Source organism: Pseudomonas sp. Os17 (genome assembly GCF_001547895.1).
In the GTDB taxonomy this organism is placed as follows: Bacteria; Pseudomonadota; Gammaproteobacteria; order Pseudomonadales; family Pseudomonadaceae; genus Aquipseudomonas.
Map to the genome: position 1 here is coordinate 3,781,107 of NZ_AP014627.1, position 19,213 is coordinate 3,800,319.

Consider the following 19,213-nt stretch of genomic DNA (forward strand, 5'->3'; position numbering starts at 1 on the left):
GTATTTCCTGTCTTGGCACCCTTGACGGCGAACGGCATTTTGCGGTTTCCTGAAACCGGTTTCAGCCTGATCTCCGGAAAGACTGCAAACCGATAATTCCAAGAATAAGGTCCGCGCCCGTGAATCCGTTTTCCGCCGCCCAGCGCAATCGCGTCACCATGCTCGATGTCGCCCGTCATGCCGGGGTCTCCAAGGCCAGCGTGTCGCGCTTCATCGGCGACGACCGCGCCCTGCTGTCCACCGCCACCGCCTTGCGCATCGAGCAAGCCATCAACGACCTGGGCTACCGCCCGAACCAGATGGCCCGCGGCCTCAAGCGCGGGCGCACGCGGCTGATCGGCATGCTGGTGGCGGATATCCGCAACCCCTATTCGATTGCCGTGATGCACGGCGTGGAAACCGCCTGCCGCCAGCACGGCTACAGCCTGGTGGTGTGCAACACCGACCGTGACGACGAACAGGAAGCCCGGCACCTGGCCAACCTGCGGGCCTACAACATCGAAGGCCTGATCGTGAACACCCTGGGCCACCACCTGGAGCAGTTGCTGGAATTGCAGCAGGAAATGCCCCTGGTGCTGGTGGACCGCAAGCTCGACCCCCTGCACGCCGATCTGGTGGGCCTGGACAATCCGGCGGCGGTGCACAGCGCCATCGAGCACCTGGAACACCAGGGCTACCGCGACCTGCTGCTGGTCAGCGAACCCCATGACGGCACCAGCTCACGGCTCGAACGCAGCGCCGCGTTCCAGGCCGAGATCGCCCGGCGCCCGGCCTTGCGCGGCCAGTCGCTGGAAACCGGCGAGGCCCTGGCCCGCCACCTGAAGGACTTTCTCGACACGCCCGGTCCCGGGCCCAAGGCGCTGTTCTGCGCCAACGGCGTGGCGACCCTGGCGGCGACCCGCGCCCTGCGCGAACTGCAGTGCCCGCTGTTCGAGGGCATCGGCCTGATCGCCCTCGACGACCTGGACTGGTACCCCCTGGTGGGCAGCGGCATCACCGCCCTGGCCCAGCCCACCGCCGCCATCGGCGCCAGCGCCTTCGACTGCCTGCTCAAGCGTCTGCGGGGCGACGAGGCCGCGCCGCGGGTGATGGATTTTCCGACGCAATTGATCGTGCGCGGCTCCACCGTGTTGTAACGGTGGCGGCACGCGCCACAAGGCTTTTTTCGAACAAAAATGAAACCGGTTTCAGAGGTCAGGAACATGCAGCGATCCCCCGTTTCCATCAGTCTGTCCAGCTACGGCGCGGACCTTGTGCGCGAGCACGGTCAGGCGCATTTCATCCCCCTGGTGGCCGCCGCCGGCGCGTCCTGCATTGAATGGCGCGAAGAGCTGCTGAGCGGCGAAAACCCCGCGCAGCTGGCCCAAGGCGCCGAGCAACATGGCCTGGAAAGCGTGTTTTCCTCACCCCTGGAGCTGTGGCAGGCCGAGCGCCGCGCGCCCAACCTCGAACTCGCCGCCGCCTTGCAGCGGGCCCGGGCGTTCGGCGCCCGCGACCTCAAGGTGTCCCTCGGTCACTTCAGCGAGCATCACGACCTGCACAGCCTCGCCAGCCTGCTGGCGGATCAGCCGGTGCGGCTGTTGGTGGAGAACGACCAGACCGGGCACGGTGGCCGCATCGAACCCTTCCAGCGCTTTTTCAGCGCCGTGGAGGCGCTGAACCTGCCGCTGCGCATGACCTTCGATATCGGCAACTGGCAATGGCAGGCGCAGTCGGCGCTCGACGCCGCGCGCCTGCTGGGCCGCCACGTGGCCTATGTGCACTGCAAGGCCGTGCGCCTGCGAACCGATGGCAAGCGGGTGGCCGTAGCGCCGGACGCCCCGGACCTGCAGCAGTGGGAACACCTGCTGCGGCACATGACCCAAGGTATTACCCGGGCCGTGGAATACCCGCTGCAAGGCGCCGACCTGCTGCAGGTCAGCGCCCTGCAGGTGAACCTGCTGGCCGGCCTCGGTCAGTCGCGACTGGAGCCTGCCCATGTCTGAGATCGATATCCTGTCCTTCGGTGAAACCATGGCGATGTTTGTCGCCGAACACAGCGGCGATCTGGCCCGGGTCGAGCACTTTCACAAGCGCATCGCCGGGGCCGACAGCAACGTCGCCATCGGCCTGTCGCGCCTGGGCTTCAAGGTGGCCTGGCTGAGCCGGGTCGGCAACGACTCCCTGGGACGCTTCGTGCTCGACACCCTCGAAGCCGAGGGCCTGGACTGCCGCTTCGTGCGCCGCGACCCGCTGCACCCTACCGGCTTTCAGCTCAAGTCCCGGGAAGACACCGGCGACGACCCGCGGGTCGAATACTTCCGCCGCGGCTCGGCGGCCAGCCACCTGAGCCTCGACGACCTGGCCCCGGCCCTGCTCCAGGCCCGTCACCTGCACGCCACCGGCATTCCCCCGGCCCTCTCGGACTCGGCCCGGGAGCTGTCCGGCCACCTGATGCAGACCCAGCGCGCCAGCGGCCGCAGCGTGTCGTTCGATCCCAATCTGCGTCCCGGCCTGTGGGCCAGCGAAGCGCTGATGATCCGTGAGATCAACCGCCTCGCGGCCCTGGCCCACTGGGTGCTGCCGGGCCTCGGCGAGGGTCGCCTGCTCACCGGCCGTGACGACCCGGCGGACATTGCCGCGTTCTACCTGGACCAGGGCGCCGAAGCCGTGGTGATCAAGCTCGGCGCCCATGGCGCCTACTACCGCACCCACCTGGACGCTGGCTTCGTCGACGGCGTGCCGGTGCCCCAGGTGGTGGACACCGTCGGCGCCGGCGATGCCTTCGCCGTGGGCCTGATCAGCGCCCTGCTGGAAAGCCGCAGCGTGATCGAAGCGGTGCAGCGCGCCAACTGGGTCGGCAGCCGCGCGATACAGAGCCGGGGCGACATGGAAGGCCTGCCCCGACGCCACGAACTGCCGGACCAGGCAGCGCCCCTGAAAACCGCCTGCGCCCTGTAGGAGCTGGCTTGCCAGCGAAGGGGCCCGCCAGGGCGATGCAAGGCTCGAGGGCCCTTTCGCCGGCAAGCCGGCTCCTGCACAACAGCAGTGCGCATGCGAACAAAAAACCAGAACCACCTGTTGCGACAAAAACAACAAGCTCAGGAGAACTTTCATGGACAGCCTCAAACTCGCCGCCCGCCGCTGGTGGTACATCATGCCGATTGTCTTCATCACCTACAGCCTGGCCTACCTGGACCGCGCCAACTATGGCTTCGCCGCCGCCTCCGGGATGGCCAACGACCTGCAGATCACCCCGGGGCTGTCCTCGCTCCTGGGGGCGCTGTTCTTCCTCGGCTATTTCTTCTTCCAGGTGCCGGGGGCGATCTACGCGCAAAAACGCAGCGTGAAGAAGCTGATTTTCGTTAGCCTGATCCTCTGGGGCGGCCTGGCCACCCTCACCGGGATCGTGTCCAACGCCTACATGCTGATCGCCATCCGCTTCATGCTCGGGGTGGTGGAAGCGGCGGTGATGCCGGCGATGCTGGTGTACCTGTGCCACTGGTTCACCCGGGCCGAACGTTCCCGGGCCAATACCTTCCTGATCCTCGGCAACCCGGTGACCATGCTCTGGATGTCGGTGGTCTCGGGCTATCTGGTGGAGCATTTCAGCTGGCGCTGGATGTTCATCGTCGAAGGCTTGCCGGCGGTGCTCTGGGCCTTTATCTGGTGGCGCCTGGCCGATGACCGGCCCAGCCAGGCCCAGTGGCTCAGCCCCCAGGAGAAGCAGGACCTGGAAAGCGCCCTGGCCGCCGAACAGCAAGGCATCAAGGCGATGAAGAACTACGCCGAAGCCTTCCGCTCGCCCAAGGTGATCATCCTCGCCCTGCAGTTTTTCTGCTGGAGCATCGGGGTCTACGGTTTCGTCCTGTGGCTGCCGTCGATCCTCAAGCACGGCGCGCAAATGGACATGGTCGAAGCCGGCTGGCTCTCGGCCCTGCCCTACCTGGCGGCGGTGATCGCCATGCTTGCGGTGTCCTGGGGTTCGGACCGGACCCAGAAGCGCAAGCGCTTCGTCTGGCCGCCGCTGCTGGTGGCCGCCATCGCCTTCTACGCCTCCTACCTGCTGGGTGCCGAGCACTTCTGGTGGTCCTACGGCCTGCTGGTGATCGCCGGAGCCTGCATGTACGCGCCCTATGGGCCGTTCTTCGCCATCGTTCCGGAGATTCTCCCGGCCAACGTGGCCGGCGGCGCCATGGCCCTGATCAACAGCATGGGGGCCCTGGGCTCCTTCGGCGGCTCCTACCTGGTGGGCTACCTGAACAGCGCCACCGGCTCCCCCGGTGCCTCCTACCTGCTGATGAGCGGCGCGCTGCTGCTCTCGGTGCTGCTGACCCTGCTGCTGACGCCCGGCGCCGGAGCGCCTCGGGCCAAGGGCCTGCCCCTGCCGCGCCGCCTGGCCCACTCCTGAACTGCCACAGAGAACCGTCATGAAAAAACACCTGGTGCTGTACAAGAAACTCTCGCCGTCGCTGATGGCGCGCCTGCAGGAACAGACCGAGGTCACCCTGATCGAGGACCTGGGCCCCAACGGCCTCAAGGCCCTGCGCCAGGCCCTGCCCAGCGCCGACGGGTTGCTGGGGGCCAGCCTGCGCCTGGACGCCGAACTGCTGGACCTGGCACCGCGCCTGCAGGCGGTGGCCAGCGTCTCGGTGGGGGTCGACAACTACGACATCGACTACCTGACCCAACGTGGGATCCTGCTCAGCAACACCCCGGACGTGCTCACCGAAACCACCGCCGACACCGGCTTCGCGCTGATCCTGGCCACCGCCCGGCGGGTGGTGGAACTGGCCAACCTGGTGCGCGCCGGGCAATGGCAGCGCAACATCGGTCCGCTGCATTTCGGCAGCGACGTGCACGGCAAGACCCTGGGCATCATCGGCATGGGCCGCATTGGCGAGGCGTTGGCCCAGCGCGGGCATTTCGGCTTCGGCATGCCGCTGATCTACCACAGCAACCGCCCCAAGCCGGCGGTGGAACAACGCTTCAATGCCCGCTACCGGAGCCTGGAGCAACTGCTGCAAGAGGCCGACTTCATCTGCCTGACCCTGCCCTTGACCGAAAAGACCCAGGGGCTGATTGGCCGCCGCGAACTGGCGCTGATGCGCCCGGAGAGCATCTTCATCAATATTTCCCGGGGCAAGGTGGTGGACGAAGCGGCGCTGATCGAAGCCTTGCAGGCCCGGCGGATCCGCGGCGCCGGGCTGGACGTGTTCGAGCGCGAACCGCTGGACCCGGACTCACCGCTGCTGCAACTGCCCAACGTGGTGGCCACTCCGCACATGGGCTCGGCCACCCACGAAACCCGCGAAGCCATGGCCCGCTGCGCCGTGGACAACCTGCTGGCGGCCCTGTCCGGCCAGCGCCCGCCCAACCTGGTCAATAGCGCCGCGTGGAGCCTCGGGACACGACAGACCGGTTAAGGAATTGCCCCCACCACGCCCCTCGCGACCGTAGGAGCTGGCTTGCCAGCGAAGGCGCTCACCAGGGCAATGCAAGACCTGATGGTCGCTTCGCCGGCAAGCCGGCTCCTACGAAAATATCGTGCAGTGCCAGGGCGACCGTAGGAGCTGGCTTGCCAGCGAAGGCGCTCACCAGGGCAATGCAAGACCTGATGGCCGCTTCGCCGGCAAGCCGGCTCCTACGAAAATATCGTGCAGTGCCAGGGCGACCGTAGGAGCTGGCTTGCCAGCGAAGGCGCTCACCAGGGCAATGCAAGACCTGATGGCCGCTTCGCCGGCAAGCCGGCTCCTACGAAAATATCGTGCAATGCCAGGGCGGCCGTAGGAGCTGGCTTGCCAGCGAAGGCGCTCACCAGGGCGATGCAAGATCTGATGGCCGCTTCGCCGGCAAGCCGGCTCCTGCAAGAGGCGACGCGGTACGTCTGGCGCCTAGGGGTGGCGGGTGGGGGGACGGCGTTCGAGGAGTTCGCCGGTGCAGCGGGCAATGCGCCGGCAGGCTTCGGCCAGGCGTTCGCAGTCCAGCACCAGGCCGATGCGGATGTGCCCCGCGGCGCTGGGGCCGAAGGCTTCGCCGGCCAGCACCGAGACGCCATGGCCCTCCAGCAGGCAGTCGGCGAAGGATTGGGCGTCCAGCCCGGTGCTGCGCACGTCCACCATGACGAACATGCCGCCGTCCGGGCGGATCGGCGCCAGGCCCGGGCACTGGCTCAGCAGCGAACACACCAGGTCCCGGCGTCGCCGGTACTCTTCGCGCATCTGCGCCACCTCCGGCAGGTCGCGGTCCAGGGCCACCACCGCGGCGTTCTGCACAAAATCCGGCAGGCCATAGAGCATGCACAGGGACAGGTTGCTCAGGTGCCCGGCCAGGGTCGGCGGAGCAATCACCCAGCCCACCCGCCAACCGCTCATGGCGTGGGACTTGGACAGGCTGTTGATGGTGGCGGTGCGCTCGCCCATGCGTGGCAGGCTGCCCGGACTGAAGTGCCGGCCCTCGTACAGCAGGTCACAATAGACCTCATCGGAAATCAGCCACAGATCGTGGGCAAGGCACAGCCGCGCCAGGGCTTGCCAGTCGTCCAGGGACAGGCTGGCGCCCGAGGGGTTGTTGGGGCTGTTGAGCAGCATGGCCCGGGTACGCGGGGTGATCCGCGCCGCCACTTCCCGCGGATCGACGCGAAACCCCTGCTCGGCGCGCACCGGCACCGGCACGATGCGGGCTGCGCAGGCACCGAACACGCCTTCGTAGGTGACGTACATGGGCTCGGCCACCAGCACCTCGTCCCCGGGATTGAGCAGGCACTGGGCCACGGAGAACACCGCGCATTGCGCCCCGGGCAGCACCACCACGTGTTCGGCGTCGACGATCTGCCCGCTGCGCCGATGGTGATGCCGGGCAATGCAGCTGCGCAGCGCCAGATTGCCGCGCACGTCCGAATAGTGAGTGTCCCCGGCCAGCAGGCTGTCGATCGCCGCCTGGACCACGGGCCTGGGGGTGTCGAAGTCCGGGTCGCCGATGGTCAGCAGCAACACGTCCCTGCCCTGCTCGCGCAAAGCCAGGGCCCGGTAATGGATGTTCCAGGCCGCGGAACCTTCACCGGCGATCCGTTGGGTCAGGGCTGAGTAGCGCATCGTTTTCTCCATGAAAGATGCCTCAGGCAAAACCCTAGGTGCTGCCGGGCCGCTCGTCGAGCGCCCGGACCCACCGTTCGTGCCCCTAGATCACGAAACGCCCGACCATGGTGTTGAGGTCCACCGCCAGGCGCGACAGCTCGTGGCTGGCGGCGCTGGTCTGGTCGGCGCCGGCCGCCGACTGGGTGGCCAGGTCACGGATGTTGACCAGATTGCGGTCCACTTCACGGGACACCTGGGCCTGCTCTTCCGAGGCGCTGGCGATCACCAGGTTGCGCTCGTTGATCTGATGGATGGACTGGGCGATCTGCTCCAGAGACTCGCCGGCGGCACGGGCCAGTTGCAGGGTGCTCTGGGTGCGCTGGTTGCTCTGCTGCATGGACTCCACGGCTTCGCCGGTGCCGTTCTGGATGCCGGCCACCATCTTCTCGATTTCCTGGGTCGACTGGGCGGTGCGATGGGCCAGGGCCCGCACCTCGTCGGCCACCACGGCAAAGCCGCGCCCGGCCTCGCCGGCCCGGGCCGCCTCGATGGCGGCGTTGAGCGCCAGCAGGTTGGTCTGCTCGGCGATGGCGCGGATCACGTCCAGCACCTTGCCGATGTCCCGTCCCTGGGCCGCCAGCCCTTCGATCATCAGCGAAGTGCTCTGCACGTCCTGGGCCATGGTCTGGATCGCCTCGACGGTCTGCACCACCCGGTCGCGGCCATCGCGGGCAGCCTGGGTCGATTGCTGGGAGGCCTCGGAAGTGGACACCGCGTTGCGCGCCACCTCCTCCACCGCCGCGGTCATTTCGTTGACCGCGGTGGCCGCTTGTTCGATCTCGGTGTTCTGCTGCTGCACCCCGCGGGAGGCTTCTTCGGTAACCGCGCTGAGCTCTTCCGAGGCCGAGGCCAGCTGGGTTGCCGAACCGGCGATCTGTTCGATGGTCCGGCGCAGGCTGGCCTGCATCTCGGACAAGGCGCGCAGCAGTCGCGCCGGTTCGTCCTTGCCGTCGACCTCGATGACCTGCCGCAGGTTGCCACCGGCGATGACCTCGGCGGCGTTCAGCGCCTTGTTCAGGGGAGTGACGATGCTGCGGGTCAGCAACAGCGCCAGGACGATGGTCAGCACGGCGGCGATCACCGCGACGATGACGATCCCGGTAATGGCCCCGCTGTAGTGCTCGCCGGCGGCCTGGGAGGCGCTCCTGGCTCCGGCGGCGTTGATTGCGATGAGCTTGTTCAGCTGCTCGCCCATCTGGTCGGTGCCGTCCTTGATCCGGGTGTTGATCAGGTTGCGCAGCTCATCCAGCTTGTCCTGGCGCGACAGTTCGATCATTTCCTTCTGCGCCTGCAGGTAGTTCTCCAGGGTCAGGGCGAAGGCCTTGTAGAGGTCCGCCTCCTCCCCAACCATGGGCAGCGCCGCATAACCGGACTGGGCCTGCCGGACCTTGTCCACCAGCACACCGATGCGCGTCTGGGCTTCGGCCAGCCCCGCCGGGTCGCGGTTGACCAGCACCCGGAACGAGAGAATCCGCAGGCGCAGCACGTTCTCCGTGAGGTTGCCGAGAAAGCCGACGCTGGGCAGCTGGTTGCTTTCCATGTCGATCGACGCTTCGCGGATGATCGACATGCGATTGACTGCAAACACCCCCAGCACCACGACCAGCAGGGCAATGAAGGCAAAACCGAGAAAAGCACGAGGGGCGATATTCAGGTTACGCAGGGACATAGGGCGACTCTCGAAGGAGAACGGGGCGGCGGGCATCCATGCCATTGACCGTCAGGCGCATCAGGGGCTGCACCGACGAGGGACACCACGGAACCAAGGCTCGTGGGCCTATAGGAGATATCGGCCGAACTTGAGCTTTTATATGGCTGATTCGCAAAAATATTTCTGAATATGACAAGTGTTTCAGGCCTGATACAACGCGATTCGAAGTGAATCGATAAAGCAGCAAAGTGCCAGTATCCGGCGCCGGCCACCTGCCGCCCCCGGCGCCATGGAAAGTGCAAGTCATTCGCCGGAAAAGCCATTTTTTCAGCGCCGGCGCCTGCCCATCATGGGCCCAGTCCATAAAAACAACGCAGAGACTGGATATGAAACCTGAAGACTTTCGTGCCGCAACCGACCGCCCGCTGACCGGTGCCGAATACCTGGCCAGCCTGCGCGACGACCGTGAAATCTACATCTATGGCGACCGGGTCAAGGACGTCACCACCCACCCGGCCTTCCGCAATTCGGCGGCCTCCATGGCCCGCCTGTACGACGCCCTGCACGACCCGGCCACCCGGGAGCAACTGTGCTGGGACACCGACACCGGCAACGGCGGCTACACCCATAAATTTTTCCGCTCGGCGAAAAGCCCCGACGAACTGCGCCAGCAGCGCGACGCCATCGCCGACTGGTCGCGCCTGACCTACGGCTGGATGGGCCGCAGCCCCGACTACAAGGCCGCCTTCGGCAGCGCCCTGGGGGCCAACCCGGAGTTCTACGGGCGCTTCGCGGACAACGCCCGCACCTGGTACAAGCGCATCCAGGAAGCCTGCCTCTACCTCAACCACGCCATCGTCAACCCGCCCATCGACCGCGACAAACCGGTGGATCAGGTCAAGGACGTGTTCATCTCGGTGGACGAGGAAGTCGACGGCGGGATCATCGTCAGCGGCGCCAAGGTGGTGGCCACCAACTCGGCCCTGACCCACTACAACTTCGTCGGCCAGGGCTCGGCCCAGCTGCTGGGGGACAACACCGACTTCGCCCTGATGTTCATCGCCCCGATGAACACCCGCGGCATGAAGCTGATCTGCCGCCCGTCCTACGAACTCCAGGCCGGCATGACCGGTTCGCCCTTCGACTACCCGCTGTCCAGCCGCTTCGACGAGAACGACGCGATCCTGATCATGGACAAGGTGTTCATCCCCTGGGAAAACGTGCTGATCTACCGCGACTTCGAGCGCTGCCGCCAGTGGTTCCCGCAAGGCGGTTTCGGTCGGCTGTTCCCCATGCAGGGCTGCACCCGGCTGGCGGTCAAGCTGGACTTCATCACCGGGCTGCTGGTCAAGGCCCTGCAATGCACCGGCTCCCTCGAGTTTCGCGGGGTCCAGGCGCAAGTGGGCGAAGTGGTGGCCTGGCGCAACCTGTTCTGGTCGCTGACCGACGCCATGCACGGCAACGCCAGCGAATGGATGAACGGCGTCTACCTGCCCAGCACCCAGGCCCTGCAGGCCTACCGGGTACTGGCGCCCCAGGCCTACACCGACATCAAGAAGATCATCGAGCAGGTGGTGGCCAGCGGCCTGATCTACCTGCCCTCCGGCTCCCGCGACCTCAAGGACCCGCTGCTCAACCAGTACCTCAGCACCTACTGCCGGGGTTCCGGCGGCATGGGCCACGAAGAGCGGATCAAGATCCTCAAACTGCTCTGGGACGCCATCGGCACCGAGTTCGGCGGGCGCCACGAGCTGTACGAGATCAACTACGCCGGCAGCCAGGACGAGATCCGCATGCAGTGCCTGCGCCACGCCCAGGCCAGCGGTTCGATGAAGGCCATGACCGACCTGGTGGACAAGTGCCTGGGGGACTACGACCTCGACGGCTGGACCGTGCCGCACCTGAGCAACCCCGACGACATCAACATGCTCGACCGCATCCGCCAATAGCCGCGAAGCCGGCGTGTGTAGGAGCTGGCTTGCCAGCGAAAGCGCCCGCCAGAGCACCACAAGGCTCAGCGCCCTCTTCGCCGGCAAGCCGGCTCCTACCGAAAAGGCCAATGTCCACCTGTTGTCGTAGGAGCTGGCTCGCCAGCGAAGACGCCCGCCAGAGCACCACAAGCCCCAGGCCCGCTTCGCCGGCAAGCCGGCTCCTACAGCTTGAGCCCGCCGTCAGCCCCGCGTTGGCAGCCAGACGTCCGGCCGCCCTGCGCCCACGAGGAATTCGTCATGTCTGTACTCGATCCCAAGCAACTCGCCTTTCGCAACGCCATGGCGCACATGACCGCAGCGGTCAACGTCATCACCAGCAACGGCCCCGCCGGCCGCTGCGGCATCACCGCCACCGCGGTCTGCTCGGTCACCGACAGCCCGCCGACCCTGATGGTCTGCGTCAACCGCACCAGTGCCCTGAACCCGGTGTTCAAGGGCAACGGCCAGCTGTGCGTCAACGTCCTTAGCGGCGAACACGAAGACGTGGCCCGGCATTTTGCCGGCATGACCGGGGTGGCCATGGACCAGCGCTTTGGCCTACATCCCTGGCGCGACGGCCTGCAGGCCCTGCCGGTGCTGGATGGCGCCCTGGCCAGCCTCCAGGGGCGCATCACCGAGGTCCAGGAAATCGGCACCCATTCGGTGATGCTGGTGGAGCTGGATGAAATCAGCGTGCGCGAACAGGGCGATTCGCTGGTGTACTTCAGCCGCTGCTTCCACCGCCTGCAGCACCCCTGCCCGGCCGCCTGATCGCCCCGCTGCAGCGGCTAGGACCCAGGGCAATCCGGCTGGTGCAGGCCGAAGCACACACCTTGGGGGTCGTGACACAGGCAGAACCGCCCGAAGCCCGGCTCAGGGGGGCTGATGTCCCCCGCGCGGCCCCCCAGGGCCAGAACCCGGGCGACGCTATCCGTCATGTCGCTGACCCGGAAGTACAGGACCATGCGCGACTGCGGATCGTCGCCGTGCACCCCGACCCGCACCGAGGGCGCCTGCAACCAGGCGTCCTGCGTGGCTCCCATCGGTTGCGGCGACCAGCCGAACAGCCCCTGGAAAAACACCCGTGACTGCGGGCCATCGACCACACCTATTTCCACATGAGAAAGGCTACCGGACATACATCCTCCACGTTCAAGAGACAGAGCCGTCACTGTCCGCCGCAACGGCTTCGTGGGTCTTGAACAAAACTGACCAGGCCACTCAATTCTCCCGGCCTTCGAGCAAGGATGCCGGTTTGCCGGGAATATCGGCCCAGCCGCCCCGGGCATAGGCGCCCGGGGAACAGCCGGCGAAGGCCTGGAACTCCCGGGTGAAGTGGCTCTGGTCGCTGTAGCCGCACAGCACCGCCACCTGCACCAGCTCCGGCGCCGGGCGCGCTTCCAGCAACTGCTGGGCGCGGGCAAAACGAAGGTGCCGGGCGCAGGCCTTGGGCCCTTGTCCCAGATGGGCCTTGAAGCGACTGGCGAAGTGCCGGCCGCTGCAGCCGGCCTGCTGGCTCAGATCACGGATCGAGGTGCCGCCAGCGCTTCGCTGCAGTTGCTCCCAGGCCCGGCGCAGCCTCTCGGGCACCTCGCGGTGCGAGTTGCGCAAACGCTCGACAAGAAAGGTTTCGACTCGCTGCAATCGACTCGTCCAGCAAGGGGTTTCTTCCAGGGCCTCGACCAACAAGCCGACCGACGGGCCCCACAGTTCCGGCAAATCCAGCCAAGGGCTGGCGAGCACTTGGCCATCGCCCTGAAACAGCCGGTACGCGGCCCAGGGCGGCAGCTCCACCTCGATGCATGAATGCACACCGCTCTGCTCGACGATCAGCGGAGCGGCCGGGCGGCTGACCACGAACGCCTGGCAACGCTGCTCGCGCCCATTGGCGGCGAGCCCGTAGGGGGACGCCAGCCCGAGCACCAGCTTGACCTGAGGCTGCGCGATCTCAAGCCGTTGCACGGTGCCCGGCAGCGTCTCGCTGAAGCCGTACAAGCGCGCGCCCCAGGGCCGCAGCCTGAGGGCATCAAACCCGCTGACGCAGTGCGAAACGGGCAAGGGCTGCCTGGGCATCGAACTCACTCCCAATGCTGATCACGGATCGACCCGCCCAAGCATAAGCGAACAACGCCACTGGGCCATGGGCCACCTCCTGCATCTGTAGGATGGCGGCCGCCGCCCCAGCCATCGATACTCGTCCCAGGCCCTGCCCACGTCCCCCAGGCGTACGGTCCTCAACCACTTCCGTGACGAAAACAATAACAACGTCGCACAGAGGTACAGCCCCATGAACCGACCCGATCACGCTCCGGCCAGCCTGTTGCAGGCCTTCAGCGAGCTGACCCTGGACTTGCAGCAACTGGCGCAGAACAAGGACATCGAAAGCCTTCACTCCCATGCCCTGGCGCGCATCGGCAGACTCTTGCCCTTCGACAGCGCCTGGTGGGGGCGCGCCGCCCTGGTGGACGGCCTGCCGGATGAGCACAGCTGCTACCTGCACCGCCTGCCGCCGAGCTACCTGCCGGACTGGCAATCGATCCGCCACACCGATGTCACCGTGCGCCGGGTACACGAAGTGCCGGGCCGGGCGGTGATCGTCGACATGGCCGACCCGGACAACGGCGCCGGCCTCAACTGGCTGGGCCGCCAGTACCACATCGGCGAACTGCTGTGCGTGGTGCACATCGACCCCCATACCCAGCTGAACAACCACCTGGCCCTGTACCGCGCCCCGGGAGCGACGCGCTTCAACCAGGACGACTGCCAGCTGCTGAACAACCTGATGCTGCATCTGGTGGCGGCGGTGTCGGCCAATCAGATCCGCACCCTGGTGGCGATGCGCGAAAGGCTCAGTCGCCCGCGCAACCTGGCCCTGGCGGTGTGCGACCAGCGCGGCGTGCTGCAGTGCGCCGAACGGGGGTTTGTCGACCTGCTGCTCAATGAATGGCCGCGGTGGAACGGTCCGCAACTGCCCATGGCTTTGGACAGCAACGGCTTCGAGGGCAAGCGCCTGCAGATCGACTGCTCGGCCGTGGGCGACCTTTACCTGCTGGCGGCCCGCAGCCGCGCCCTGCTGCCCAAGCTCAGCCCCCGGGAAAACGCCGTCGCCCAATGCTTCGGCGACGGCAAGACCTACAAGGAAGTGGCCCGGGACCTGGGCATGTCGCCCAACACCGTGCGCCATCACATCCGCGCCATCTACAGCAAGCTCGGAGTCAAGGACAAGGCTCGCATCGCCCAGTTGCTCCACGCCCCGCCCGACTGATCCAGACCGCTGATCCGCACTGACCTGCGCCGTCGTGTTTGACGGCCACGGGCAGCCTTTGCCTGTTTTTTGCCCCACTGCCGCGTGCCGGCGAGCCATTCGCCGAATAACAACACCGACAAGAGATGCACCGCCCATGACAAGGATTCCGACCCGTATCGCCCTGGCCCTGGCTGGCTCCCTGGCCAGCCTGTCGCTCAACGCCGCGGACCTCAACGCCCGCGACTTCTTCGCCGCCCCCCCGGGCACCAGCCTCGGCGTGCTGTACCTGCCCGCCACCCGCGCCGGCGATTTCCACGGCCCGGCCGACAGCAGCGGCAAGGCCGATCTGCGGATCAACGCCCTGGCCTACCGCCAGGTGTTCTTCAGCGACCTGTGCGGCACCCTGTGCACCCCACAGTTCATCGTGCCCTTCGCCGACATCAGCGCCCGCCTGCCCGGCGCCGAGCGCCGCAGCGGCGAAAGCGGCTTCGGCGATCCCCAGGTCGGCGGCACGCTGTTCTTCATCAACCAGCCGCAAACCCGCACCTACAGCGGCCTGCTGACCCTGGTCACGCTGCCCCTGGGCGAGTACCACGGGCGCAACCCGGACGTGTCACCCGGGGCCAACCGCTGGGGCGCGACCTTTGTCTACAACTACACCCAGGGCCTGGGGGAAAAATGGGTGCTGGAAGCCAACCTCGAAGCCCAGCTCTATGGCAGCAACAACGACTATTTCGGCAGCGACCTCAAGCAGGACCCGCTCTATCGCCTGCAGGCCTTCGCCTCCTACGACTTCACCCCCGCTACCTACGGCGCCCTGCGCCTGATCCACGCCGACGGCGGCGAACTGCGGATCAACGACCGGCGCATCGACGACACCCACAAGCGCTACACCCAGGTCGGCTTCGAGCTCGGGCACTGGCTGGACAAGCAGAACCAGCTGCTGTTCAGCCTCTCGCAAAACGTCGCCACCGAGAACGGCTTTGCCGGCACCGATGCCTTGCTGCGCCTGGTCCACGTGTTCTGAACCCCTTGCCTGCGGAGCCTGTCCATGACCACCCGGAACCCCACCTTGAGCGTCACCTCACACCTCAGCCACCCGCCTCTGGGCCTGCTGGCGGCCATCGTGCTGTTCGCCGCCATCACCCCCGCGGTGCTGTTGACGGCCCCGGCCATTGCCGCGCAACTGGCCAGCCAATGGCAACTGAGTCCGACCCGGATCGGCGACCTGTTTTCCGCCGAACTGGGGGCCATGAGCCTGGCCACGCTGCCGGCCATCTGGTGGCTGAAACACATCGACTGGCGACGGGCGGCGTTGTGCAGCGCCCTGCTGTTCATCGTCGCCAACCTGCTGTCGATGCTGGCCCACGACTACTCACTGTTGCTGATGGCGCGCTTGTGCAGCGCCCTGGCCGGCGGCTCGCTGATGATCATCTGCCTGGCCAGCGCCGCCGCCAGCCCCACGCCCAGCCGTGCCTACGGCTTCTGGGTAATGGGCCAGCTGGTGCTGGGGGCCATCGGCCTGAGCCTGCTGCCCATGCTCTTCCAACGCTTCGGCCTGGGCGCCTGCTACCTGATCCTGGCGCTGCTGATGACCCTGTGCCTGCCCCTGGTCCGCTGCTTTCCATCGGGGGCGGCGCGCCCTGGCGCCGACGCGCCGCCGGCACCGGCGATCTCCCGATTCAAGGCGGGCCTGGGGATTCTCGGCATCCTCACCTTCTACATCAGCCTCAGCGGGGTCTGGACCTTCATCGGCGCCATCGGCAGCCAGTCCGGCCTCTCGGCCCAGACCAGCGGCGACATCCTGGCCATCGCCACCCTGATGGGCATCGTCGGGGCGCTGTGCGCCACCCTGTTCGGCGACCGCCTGCCGCGCAGCACCCTGCTCCTGCTGGGCTACGGCCTGATGGCAGGCTCGGTGCTGCTGCTTCTGGACCAGCCGCAGCTGGCGCGTTTCGCCCTGGCGGCGCTGGTGTTCAAGTTCACCTGGACCTTCATCCTGCCGCTGATCCTGGCGCGCATGGCCGAGATGGACCGCAGCGGCCGGCTGATGAATGCCTCCAACCTGGTGATCAGCGCCGGTCTGGCCATAGGCCCGTCCCTCGCCGGGCGCCTGATCGAAAGCAGCGGCGGTTTCCAGGGACTGTTGCTGGGCGGCGCACTGATCACCCTGGCATCCCTGGCCCTGGTGCTCGGTTGCCGCCCTCCTCGCTAGCCACCCGCCAAGCGCCCCGGTCGGCAGCCGGACTGCGCTGCCCCTTTCCCCTGAAAAATGGACATCACCATGACCTGCAAAACCGCGTTCTTCTTCGATGAACTCTGCCTGTGGCACAGCGGCGGCCCCCATGTGCTGACCCTGCCGGTGGGCGGCTGGGTGCAACCGCCGTCCGCCGCCGGACACGCCGAATCCCCGGAAACCAAGCGCCGCCTGAAAAGCCTGATGGACGTCTGCGGCCTGACCCGACAATTGCAGGTGCACAGCGCCCCACCTGCCAGCGAGGCGGACCTGCTGCGGGTCCACCCTGCCGACTACCTGCAACGCTTCAAGGCCCTGAGCGATGCCGGCGGCGGCCAGCTGGGGGATGAAGCACCGGTGGGGCCGGGCAGCTATGAAATCGCCAAGCTGTCTGCCGGTCTGGCCCTGGCCGCGGTCGACGCCGTGCTCAGCGGCGCAGCCGACAATGCCTATGCCCTGTCGCGGCCACCGGGACACCACTGCAAAGCCGACCAGGCCATGGGGTTCTGCTTTCTGGCCAACATCGCCATCGCCATCGAAGCCGCCAAAGCCCGCCACGGCCTGGGCAAGGTGGCGGTCATCGACTGGGACGTGCACCACGGCAACGGCACCCAGTCGATCTTCGAGGAACGGGCCGACGTACTGACCCTGTCCCTGCACCAGGATGGCTGCTTTCCACCGGGTTATGGCGGTGAACACGAGCGCGGACGCGGCGCCGGCCTGGGCTGCAACATCAACGTCCCGCTGCTGCCCGGTGGCGGCCATGACGCCTACCTGTACGCCATGCGGCAAATCGTGGTGCCGGCCCTGGAGCGCTTCGAACCCGAGCTGATCATTGTCGCCTGCGGCTACGACGCCAACGCCGTGGACCCGCTGGCGCGAATGCTGCTGCACAGCGATTCGTTCCGCGAAATGACCCAGTGCCTGCGCGACGCCGCCGAGCGCCTGTGCCATGGGCGCCTGGTGCTGGTGCACGAAGGCGGCTACTCCGAGGCCTACGTGCCTTTTTGCGGGCTGGCGACCCTGGAGGCGCTATCGGGCATCCGTACCGCGGTCCAGGACCCGATGCTGGAATTCGTGCGCCAGCAGCAGCCCAAACCGGACTTCGCGGCCTTTCAGCGCCAGCTGCTGGACCGCCAGGCCGCGGCCATAGTGGCCGCCACTCGCTGATCCGCCCCGCTCCCTTCCGGGGCTGATGTCCTGCGGCAAGACGCCGGGCATCAGCCACCGCCTGCCTTACCCCCCCTCCCAGCCGCCTTGCGCCCCAGGCCAAGGGTTGCCAGCAAAGCCCATTGAGCGGCGCCCCGGGACCGATGCCCGGCCGGCGCTTCTCGGCCTGCCGCCGCGGGCGCTGACCCGGCACACTCGCCCCGACAAAGGCCAAAGGTTTTCTATTCTCTCCTCAACCACCTGACCCGCAGGTCCGATTCCTCGCCGTTCCCCTAAAGAACAACCCTTGCGTGCCGCAGCAACGCGCCCTTGCCTTCGGGACGGGTGTGTCGCGCGCCGGGGCCTGTCCGTCTGCTTGCCCACCCTCCCCGGTTGCCGGGATTTGCCACTGATCGGGGGCTTGCCTATCCGCTGAGACAAAGGAGATGTCCATGGACCGCAAGACCAAGCACTACCTCGACGAGATCGACTTCTGGCAGCGGGCCCGCGCCCGCCTGTTACAGCACGCGGCCCAATGGCGCGCGCCTCCCCCTGGCCCGGGGCAAGCCGCCGTGGTCGATGCCGCCAAGGAACCGCTGGACGATCTGTTGCAGCGCTGCGGCCTGGATGCACTGCGTCGCGACTCCGAACAGGCTGCGCCATCCCGGTACGGGGCCGGCGGGAGCACGCCGCCGACGGAACCGGCGGACTGAAGCCGCGTGGGCAGCACGGCGGCTAGGACGACTCCCGGGCCCGGGCCTCAGTGGGGGTCAGCTGATAGCGGGCCTTGAACGCCCGGGCAAAGTGCGCCTGGCTGGCAAAGCCATGGCGATAGGCAATCTCGCTGATATCCAGGCCCGCGCCCTGGGGGCTGCCCAGCAGTTGGCGGGCCAGATGCAGGCGTTTTTCCAGGATGAAGCGACTGGGCACCGTACCCTCCAGGGCAAACAGCCGGGCCAGGTGCCGGGGAGAGATGCCGGTCTGGGCCGCCACCCGCTCGCAGCTCAGGGACGGGTCGGCCAGTTGTTCCTGGATGCACTGCTTGGCCGCCAGCAGATAGGCCCCGCTCAGGGCGTTGATCGGCCGCTCGCCCGCCTGCCCGGCAATCAGGCTGGCCAGCAGTTCGAAAGCCTGTTCCTGGTAGGCCTCGGCCTCGCCGCACAGCGGCTGCTGGAAGAACTCCCGGGTGCGTTCGCCCAGGGTGCGCAACAACAGGCGCTGGACGCCGGTCTGCACGCCGATCTTGAGGGGCCGGTCGAAGCGTTTCAGGCAGCGCTCGGCGAACTGCACCTGGGGGATGTCGAAGATGAACTGGCGCATCGCCCCGGAGAAGCCGAACAGGTAGGGCTTGTCGGTGCGATAGACCACCAGCTCGCCGGGTTCCAGGACCTGGCAGGCGCCATCCTGGTAGAAGAACGAGCCGCTGCCACTGACCAGCGAGACGAAGATCGATTCCTTGGGCACGCCGCGGATCATCGAGCTGTCGCGCTCCACCACATGCTGGTTGCCGACGATGCAGGCCAGGCGCATGGCGCTCAGTTGCAGGTTGTCCTGGCGCGCGCGAAATCCGCTCTCGGCGTAGGAATTGCACTTGAGTCCCACCAGGGTGGTGGCGTTGTAGTCCTCCCAGAACCTCAGGCGTTGGTCCAGGTCGACCGCCTGGGTGCTGGCGTGCCGGGTTTCGAGCAAGGCGCATGGAGACATTGTTGTTCTTCTCATGGGCGGCGGGATGTTCCCCGGACGGCAAGGCTCGGCCCGGGCACCTGGGACCCCATGATCGGCGGGTCGCGGCCATTCATTAACATCTGAACTATATGGCCTGTCAACTTCAACCGCTGTCGCCGC

At 67.0% G+C, this 19,213-nt stretch carries 17 protein-coding genes and 1 pseudogene; 12 read left to right on the forward strand and 6 right to left on the reverse strand.

Translation table 11 applies throughout. The features are described 5' to 3' along the window. The first annotated feature begins 119 nt into the window (after positions 1-119). From POS17_RS16435 to POS17_RS16455, 5 genes are all read left to right on the forward strand, one after another. Positions 120-1,136 carry a LacI family DNA-binding transcriptional regulator gene (locus POS17_RS16435; protein ID WP_060839556.1) on the forward strand — a complete coding sequence of 339 codons (1,017 nt, stop codon included), beginning with the start codon at positions 120-122 and terminating at the stop codon, positions 1,134-1,136. Between the two features lie 66 nt (positions 1,137-1,202). Continuing rightward, on the forward strand, positions 1,203-1,985 hold the full coding sequence (locus tag POS17_RS16440; RefSeq protein ID WP_060839557.1) for a sugar phosphate isomerase/epimerase family protein: 783 nt from the start codon (positions 1,203-1,205) through the stop codon (positions 1,983-1,985). Then, positions 1,978-2,940, forward strand: a complete 963-nt coding sequence (locus tag POS17_RS16445; protein WP_060839558.1) for a sugar kinase — start codon at positions 1,978-1,980, stop codon at positions 2,938-2,940. The genes POS17_RS16440 and POS17_RS16445 overlap by 8 nt, the downstream gene beginning before the upstream one ends. A gap of 154 nt (positions 2,941-3,094) precedes the next feature. After that, complete coding sequence (locus tag POS17_RS16450) at positions 3,095-4,390, forward strand: MFS transporter (protein ID WP_060839559.1); 1,296 nt, start codon at positions 3,095-3,097, stop codon at positions 4,388-4,390. A gap of 19 nt (positions 4,391-4,409) precedes the next feature. Continuing rightward, positions 4,410-5,405 (forward strand): 2-hydroxyacid dehydrogenase, encoded by a 996-nt coding sequence (locus tag POS17_RS16455; RefSeq protein ID WP_060839560.1) that lies wholly within the window; start codon positions 4,410-4,412, stop codon positions 5,403-5,405. 468 nt (positions 5,406-5,873) lie between these two features. Here the strand turns inward: POS17_RS16455 and POS17_RS16460 are convergent, their stop codons facing one another. The 3 genes and pseudogenes from POS17_RS16460 to POS17_RS32735 form a co-directional block, all read right to left on the reverse strand. Next, positions 5,874-7,073 carry a pyridoxal phosphate-dependent aminotransferase gene (locus POS17_RS16460; protein WP_060839561.1) on the reverse strand — a complete coding sequence of 400 codons (1,200 nt, stop codon included), beginning with the start codon at positions 7,071-7,073 and terminating at the stop codon, positions 5,874-5,876. 85 nt (positions 7,074-7,158) lie between these two features. Beyond that, the gene (locus tag POS17_RS32730; RefSeq protein ID WP_375136267.1) at positions 7,159-8,022 is read right to left on the reverse strand and encodes a methyl-accepting chemotaxis protein; all 864 of its coding nucleotides are present in this window, start codon (positions 8,020-8,022) and stop codon (positions 7,159-7,161) included. Between the two features lie 42 nt (positions 8,023-8,064). Beyond that, positions 8,065-8,829 (reverse strand): annotated as a pseudogene (locus POS17_RS32735) (MCP four helix bundle domain-containing protein); the annotation flags it as partial. A 323-nt stretch (positions 8,830-9,152) separates the two neighbouring features. Here POS17_RS32735 and hpaB point away from each other — a divergent pair. Both hpaB and hpaC read left to right on the forward strand, forming a co-directional pair. Then, entirely contained in the window at positions 9,153-10,715 is a 1,563-nt protein-coding gene (gene hpaB / locus POS17_RS16470) for a 4-hydroxyphenylacetate 3-monooxygenase, oxygenase component (protein WP_060839563.1), read from the forward strand. Positions 10,716-10,994: 279 nt separating this feature from the next. Then, entirely contained in the window at positions 10,995-11,507 is a 513-nt protein-coding gene (gene hpaC / locus POS17_RS16475) for a 4-hydroxyphenylacetate 3-monooxygenase, reductase component (protein WP_060839564.1), read from the forward strand. 17 nt (positions 11,508-11,524) lie between these two features. Here the strand turns inward: hpaC and POS17_RS16480 are convergent, their stop codons facing one another. Together POS17_RS16480 and POS17_RS16485 are read right to left on the reverse strand one after the other, a co-directional pair. Beyond that, the gene (locus POS17_RS16480) at positions 11,525-11,875 is read right to left on the reverse strand and encodes a VOC family protein (protein WP_060839565.1); all 351 of its coding nucleotides are present in this window, start codon (positions 11,873-11,875) and stop codon (positions 11,525-11,527) included. A gap of 82 nt (positions 11,876-11,957) precedes the next feature. After that, complete coding sequence (locus tag POS17_RS16485; protein WP_082729882.1) at positions 11,958-12,809, reverse strand: helix-turn-helix transcriptional regulator; 852 nt, start codon at positions 12,807-12,809, stop codon at positions 11,958-11,960. A gap of 214 nt (positions 12,810-13,023) precedes the next feature. On the opposite strand from POS17_RS16485, the gene POS17_RS16490 reads away from it, so the two are divergent. The 5 genes from POS17_RS16490 (at position 13,024) to POS17_RS16510 (ending at position 18,081) form a co-directional block, all read left to right on the forward strand. Further along, a complete protein-coding gene (locus tag POS17_RS16490) occupies positions 13,024-14,001 on the forward strand; it encodes a helix-turn-helix transcriptional regulator (protein WP_060839567.1) in 978 nt (325 codons plus the stop codon). Positions 14,002-14,137: 136 nt separating this feature from the next. After that, a complete protein-coding gene (locus tag POS17_RS16495) occupies positions 14,138-15,010 on the forward strand; it encodes a transporter (protein WP_060839568.1) in 873 nt (290 codons plus the stop codon). Between the two features lie 24 nt (positions 15,011-15,034). Further along, positions 15,035-16,198: an MFS transporter gene (locus POS17_RS16500; RefSeq protein ID WP_060839569.1), complete on the forward strand. Its 1,164-nt coding sequence runs from the start codon at positions 15,035-15,037 to the stop codon at positions 16,196-16,198. Between the two features lie 69 nt (positions 16,199-16,267). Further along, positions 16,268-17,389 (forward strand): class II histone deacetylase, encoded by a 1,122-nt coding sequence (locus POS17_RS16505; protein WP_173655902.1) that lies wholly within the window; start codon positions 16,268-16,270, stop codon positions 17,387-17,389. Between the two features lie 431 nt (positions 17,390-17,820). Then, positions 17,821-18,081, forward strand: coding sequence for a hypothetical protein (locus POS17_RS16510; protein WP_060839571.1), 261 nt, complete (start codon positions 17,821-17,823; stop codon positions 18,079-18,081). 22 nt (positions 18,082-18,103) lie between these two features. Here the strand turns inward: POS17_RS16510 and POS17_RS16515 are convergent, their stop codons facing one another. Continuing rightward, a complete protein-coding gene (locus POS17_RS16515) occupies positions 18,104-19,072 on the reverse strand; it encodes a helix-turn-helix domain-containing protein (RefSeq protein WP_060839572.1) in 969 nt (322 codons plus the stop codon). Between the last annotated feature and the right edge of the window lie 141 nt (positions 19,073-19,213).

Excerpts from the sequence above, each read along its gene's own strand:
- POS17_RS16490 (WP_060839567.1), top strand. The coding sequence starts at position 13,024 with ATGAACCGACCCGATCACGCTCCGGCCAGCCTGTTGCAGGCCTTCAGC.
- POS17_RS16515 (WP_060839572.1), bottom strand. The coding sequence starts at position 19,072 with ATGTCTCCATGCGCCTTGCTCGAAACCCGGCACGCCAGCACCCAGGCG.
- POS17_RS16510 (WP_060839571.1), top strand. The coding sequence starts at position 17,821 with ATGGACCGCAAGACCAAGCACTACCTCGACGAGATCGACTTCTGGCAG.
- hpaB (WP_060839563.1), top strand. The coding sequence starts at position 9,153 with ATGAAACCTGAAGACTTTCGTGCCGCAACCGACCGCCCGCTGACCGGT.
- POS17_RS16445 (WP_060839558.1), top strand. The coding sequence starts at position 1,978 with ATGTCTGAGATCGATATCCTGTCCTTCGGTGAAACCATGGCGATGTTT.
- POS17_RS16450 (WP_060839559.1), top strand. The coding sequence starts at position 3,095 with ATGGACAGCCTCAAACTCGCCGCCCGCCGCTGGTGGTACATCATGCCG.
- hpaC (WP_060839564.1), top strand. The coding sequence starts at position 10,995 with ATGTCTGTACTCGATCCCAAGCAACTCGCCTTTCGCAACGCCATGGCG.
- POS17_RS16505 (WP_173655902.1), top strand. The coding sequence starts at position 16,268 with ATGACCTGCAAAACCGCGTTCTTCTTCGATGAACTCTGCCTGTGGCAC.
- POS17_RS32730 (WP_375136267.1), bottom strand. The coding sequence starts at position 8,022 with ATGCAGGCCAGCCTGCGCCGGACCATCGAACAGATCGCCGGTTCGGCA.
- POS17_RS16495 (WP_060839568.1), top strand. The coding sequence starts at position 14,138 with ATGACAAGGATTCCGACCCGTATCGCCCTGGCCCTGGCTGGCTCCCTG.
- POS17_RS16485 (WP_082729882.1), bottom strand. The coding sequence starts at position 12,809 with ATGCCCAGGCAGCCCTTGCCCGTTTCGCACTGCGTCAGCGGGTTTGAT.
- POS17_RS16500 (WP_060839569.1), top strand. The coding sequence starts at position 15,035 with ATGACCACCCGGAACCCCACCTTGAGCGTCACCTCACACCTCAGCCAC.
- POS17_RS16440 (WP_060839557.1), top strand. The coding sequence starts at position 1,203 with ATGCAGCGATCCCCCGTTTCCATCAGTCTGTCCAGCTACGGCGCGGAC.
- POS17_RS16480 (WP_060839565.1), bottom strand. The coding sequence starts at position 11,875 with ATGTCCGGTAGCCTTTCTCATGTGGAAATAGGTGTGGTCGATGGCCCG.
- POS17_RS16455 (WP_060839560.1), top strand. The coding sequence starts at position 4,410 with ATGAAAAAACACCTGGTGCTGTACAAGAAACTCTCGCCGTCGCTGATG.
- POS17_RS16460 (WP_060839561.1), bottom strand. The coding sequence starts at position 7,073 with ATGCGCTACTCAGCCCTGACCCAACGGATCGCCGGTGAAGGTTCCGCG.